Here is a 4,559-nt window from a genome sequence, read left to right as displayed (position 1 = left end):
CCTGGGTCATTTCTCCGACCTGTTTCGTTACGTGATGATCCGGCAATATGGCATGGCCTGGGTCGATCTGGACGTCCTTATGCTGTCGAACCGGATTGCGTATACCCTGCCACCCTGGCGGCGATGATGGCGGGGTACCTGACGGGGATGGTGGTGGTGCCGCGCTTCGTGTCGCAACTGCGCTATATGGCGCTGTCCTGCGTCATGGGGCTGGTGCTGTGCGCCGCGGTGTGGTTCAGCGCCGGCCTGGTCTCGGTGCTGTGCGTCGCCTTGCTGGGATTCGCCAATGCGATGATCCTGCCGGCGCTGTTTCCCGTCGTCATGCGCCGGATGGGGCGCCATGCCGACCACGCGACGGCGCTGCTGGTCATGGCGTTTTCGGGCGGGGCGGTGCTGCCGCAACTCTATGTCCATCTGGCGCAAGGCTGGGGCACGCATGCAGCCTTCGTGCTGGTGGCCGTGCCGGCCTATCTGGTGATCCTGGGCTATTTCGGGCTGATGCGCGGGCGGGATGAGGCGGGCGAGGCGGTCTGAGGGTGCTGTTTCGTCGGCTCCCCTGGGGTCGAGGCGGGCTATGTGCCTTGATCGGTCGGGCATCGTATCCGGATCGGCGCCCGCGCGGGAAGCGGGTGGGGCATGTCGGCGGCAAATTCGGCGATTGCCTGGCTTCTGTCGGTTGGGTGGCGGAAGGCGTACCGGGTAACGGATAAAACTCGGAGAAAGGAGACCTGCGGCTTTCGCCTCTTGCCGGTCTTCCGTTGCCCACTCGGCTGACCCAAATAGCAGACATTGCCAGTGAGTCTTTGCAGAAAAGATTCGTTCAGGTCCCATTAACTGTCACGAGCGAGGCCACGCATGGGCGGCCGCGCTTTGACATATGCCGCAAATAAAGAGTCTTTAAATCTGTAATATCTTTCACGTATCTTTTCGAGCTCTTCTCCAAAATCCTTGGTCACAAGTTGGCCAACATACTGGCTGGCATTATCAACACCTGCGTCAAGGGCGTCCCTGTACGCATTTGTAGTCCAGACCTCACCTCTATCGTCTTGATTTTCGGCGAGTGCCTTAAGAACGGTTTCTCTTTGCCTAGAGGACGCTACGGCCTTCCGATAGCGTCCCTCCAACACCGGATCCGAACCATTCTCGGCGATTTCGTTAAGAACGCGGTCGATATCGTCCGCAGTTATTGCTCGGCGATCCTCCATATAAGCCATCCTGAAGGCGAATTTACCGACGAGATGGACGAGATAGGGATGCCCTTGCGCCAATCCGACAATCCGTGATCGTGCGTCGTCCGACACGTCAAAATAGTTTCGAACGTTCTGTTCAGCAATCGTTATGATCTCATTTAATTCCGTTCCTGACATTGGATCCAAAGCTATGATTGTCCCGGCGAACAGGCGATCGGACGATTGGTGCTCCTTCATCAACTGCTGGATGTCCGTCGCAACTCCAACTAAGCAGAACTTTACTTTCGCAGCATTGGTTGCCAGGGCCTTGAGGAAGGGGCCGATCCCGTTTGGATCGACTATCTGATCGAACTCGTCGACCACAATTAAAATGCCATCCCGAGTGAGGTTTTCGTCGACGAGATTTCGGACGACGTTTTCGAAGATACCTTCAATGTTTTGAGGAATCGCAATTGCTTCGAAGACGGTCTCTGTCGCGTGATTAGCGCCAATTTCACCGCCGATCTGCGCACCAATGGTCCCCAACTTCGCTGATAGCTTTGGCGACAGGCTGTGCATCATTTTTTTTGTCTTCGGTATGTCGTAGAGCCAGTTTCCCAGACATGCGCCTGACGTCAGCAGCCTGATCAGCAAGTCCTCGCGATTCGTTACTTCGGCCCCACATGCAAAATACATGACATTATAGTCATGGTTATGATCAAGGTTAATTTTCAAGCGCTGCAGAAGTGTATTGTCCCCCCGTCCAAAATTTTCAATTTGTCGTGCTAACGAGGTCTTGCCAATACCTCGATTTCCAACGATGGCGATATTTGCCCCCTCTGCCATCAAAGCCAGAAAAGCGTCTCGCAAAGGTTTTGATCGTCCGGCGAAGCGATCACTGTTATTAATTTCGCTCGCAGGTTGAAAAGCATTCTCAATTTCATAGAGCGTCGGCTTCTGTTTTGTCATCGGGTCTACCTCTCATGCCTATGATATATTCAAGCACATTGCCAGAGTTGCTGCTAGCTATGCTGAAAGCATCACCTCTCTATATCCATGGACTTCACCAAATGAATCTACGTATCTATCGATCTAGATGCCTAGCACTACTTTGGCATTTTCTGTGATGAGGGTGGGCTGAGCGTCCTGCCGCAGTGAGGACACTGCCGGCATGGTGGTCGGAGGATGCGATCAAGAATGGCCTGACGGATCGCTGGCGGGCTGGGCTGAGGCGGTGGACCCGTTATGGTTTTTTTTCGCCCTGCTGCCTTGAGGCGGCAGGATTGGAGAAAGGCGTAGGCCATCATGCCCAGCAGAGCATGCCGATGCAGCCCGATCCACGATCGCCCCTCGAAGTGATCGAGGCCGAGTTCCTCCTTCAGTTGCTGAAGGGCCTGCTCGCAGACCCTGAAGCGTCCCGAGTTTTCCGAGGGCTGTTTGGTGTGAGTCACGCAGCCATATTGAGCCGCACGGGTTTTGACAGGGGGGTCCGCTTCTAATGCGTTGGAAACCAAAGCCGACAGTCGGGTTCCCCCGCAACTCGGACCTGCGATCTATGCGAGTCGATGCCCATTTTGGGGAAAATGGTTTATCGCGCTTGAGTGATGGAATGGTGTGCGTGGCGGTTGATGGTGGTCGGTCAGCCGCCATGGAGGTGACAGCCGGACCGTTGGGGGCCGGCTTGGGGTGTCAGGTGGCGGGCTGTTTTGAGGCGGCGTCGATCTCGAGTGCCAGGCGGGCCATTTTCAGGGCGCCGTCGCGGCTGGCGGCGCCGCAGATGAAGCGGGCCGGGTGGGCGAAGACGGCGTCGGGGACGCCAGAGATCCTGGCCAGGGCGTCCCTTTCCAGGCCGGCCCATGCTTCCGGCAGGGAGACGCGCTGGCCGAAATCGCCGCGCTTGGGCGGGATGGCCTTGACGTTCCACTGGTCGGGGCCGGCCGGGGAGACCACGTAGACGACCGGCAGGTCGTGCTCGAAGATCACCTTCTCGGTGGGCATTCCCGTTTCCATGACGAGGATGCGCTTGTCGTCGGCCTGGTCGTAGGCTGCCATCACCCGGTTCGCCGCCTTCAGCCCGGCGCGGGCGCGGTCGACCATGTTGACCAGGTGGGCGGCCACCGCGACGGCGGCGTTCGCGAAGCCCTGGGCCTCGCGCGCACGGGCCGCGTCCGGACCGTGGAGTTCGGCGGTATCCCAGGCCGGGCCGCAGGCCGACACGATGTCCGCCAGGGACAATTTGCCCATCTTCGCGACGCCGTTATCGTCCTGATCGACCGGCAGGACCAGGGATTGGTCGATAATCTGCCAGATCGCGGCGAGTCCGTCCGCGTCCATCGGCGCGTCCATCGGCGTGGCGAGCGGCGTGGCGAGGATGTTGCGCAGCGCCGCGACGCCGTACGCCTTCCACAGCAATCCGGCGGCGCTGTAGGGCGTGCCGTCCGCGCGGAGCGGCTTGTCCTTCATGTGGTGGTCGTATCGGCCGTTGGACGGGTCGTACGTGCCGCCCACGTCGAACACGATGTCGGCCGAGCGGATGCGGTCGGGCGCGCGGGTGCGCGCGAAATCGAGCCGGTCGATGGGCGTTTCGGCGAGCACGCGGCCGCGCAGGTCCCCCTGCGGCGCGAGCGCGTAGTGAAGGATGACGTAGCCCAGCGTTTCGTCGACGTGGAAATTCCCCGAATGGGTCAGCGCCCTGATGGTTGCCGTTTCATCTTCGAGACCGATGGGCGTGTGTTCTGGCATAGGGGCACCTGCTGAGAAACGAGGGGGCTGGCAAACGAGAGTGAATTTTCCGATCGTGCCCCGTCATGCCGCACGGGCGGCCGCCAGACAATATTCGCGGCCAGACAATATTCCTTGCCGGGCCTGTCGGTCCTCCCCTGAGAGGCACCTCTGGGGGGCGCCTCTGGGGGGTGCCTCTGGGGGCGGGACGCGGCGTTTGCAATCCGGTGCGTCCTGGCGGATCATTTCGGCCGGGACACGGATCGGAAGGGCGGGTGCGGCATCATGCGGATCGAGGCATCGGGGCGGGGGATCGTCGAGCGTCCGCTGGATCCGGCACTGCAGACCATGGCGATCGACCGGGTGTTCTGGAGCCATTTCTCCCCCAACCTGGCCCCGTCCGCCTGGGTGATCGGCGTGCTGGTCGGCCTGATGGGGCTGGATGTGCGGACGGCGCTTCTGGCGCTGGTGGCGGGCAATGTGATCGGCGGCCTGCCGGTGGCGCTGTGCGCCGCCATGGGGCCGGCGACCGGGCTGCCGCAGATCGAGGCCTCGCGCCTGGCCTTCGGCATGGCGGGCAAGCGGGTGCCGGCGCTGATCAACTGGGCGAGCTGCGTGGGGTGGGACGCGGTGAACAACGTGCCGTCCACGGTCGCGCTGGTGCTGCTG

General features: G+C 60.7%; 4 protein-coding genes and 1 pseudogene. 2 read left to right on the top strand and 3 right to left on the bottom strand.

Annotation, left to right across the window (positions count from 1 at the left end; all coding sequences use genetic code 11):
• Positions 1-123 precede the first annotated feature (123 nt).
• A complete protein-coding gene (locus tag HUK84_RS11045) occupies positions 124-534 on the top strand; it encodes an MFS transporter (RefSeq protein WP_176640346.1) in 411 nt (136 codons plus the stop codon).
• Positions 535-830: 296 nt separating this feature from the next.
• Here HUK84_RS11045 and HUK84_RS11040 read toward each other — a convergent pair whose 3' ends face one another.
• The 3 genes and pseudogenes from HUK84_RS11040 to HUK84_RS11030 all read right to left on the bottom strand — a co-directional run bounded on the left by HUK84_RS11040 (position 831) and on the right by HUK84_RS11030 (position 3,911).
• The gene (locus HUK84_RS11040; RefSeq protein WP_176640345.1) at positions 831-2,138 is read right to left on the bottom strand and encodes a Cdc6/Cdc18 family protein; all 1,308 of its coding nucleotides are present in this window, start codon (positions 2,136-2,138) and stop codon (positions 831-833) included.
• Between the two features lie 222 nt (positions 2,139-2,360).
• Positions 2,361-2,575 (bottom strand): annotated as a pseudogene (locus HUK84_RS11035) (IS701 family transposase); the annotation flags it as partial.
• 283 nt (positions 2,576-2,858) lie between these two features.
• Positions 2,859-3,911: an MYG1 family protein gene (locus HUK84_RS11030; protein WP_176640344.1), complete on the bottom strand. Its 1,053-nt coding sequence runs from the start codon at positions 3,909-3,911 to the stop codon at positions 2,859-2,861.
• A gap of 264 nt (positions 3,912-4,175) precedes the next feature.
• On the opposite strand from HUK84_RS11030, the gene HUK84_RS11025 reads away from it, so the two are divergent.
• On the top strand, positions 4,176-4,559 hold a 384-nt coding region (locus HUK84_RS11025; protein ID WP_176640343.1), incomplete at its 3' end, for a cytosine permease.

Origin of the sequence: Nguyenibacter vanlangensis (assembly GCF_013376155.1) — a bacterium.
Lineage (GTDB): Bacteria > Pseudomonadota > Alphaproteobacteria > Acetobacterales > Acetobacteraceae > Gluconacetobacter > Gluconacetobacter vanlangensis.
This window is presented reverse-complemented; position numbering and strand designations above follow the sequence as displayed.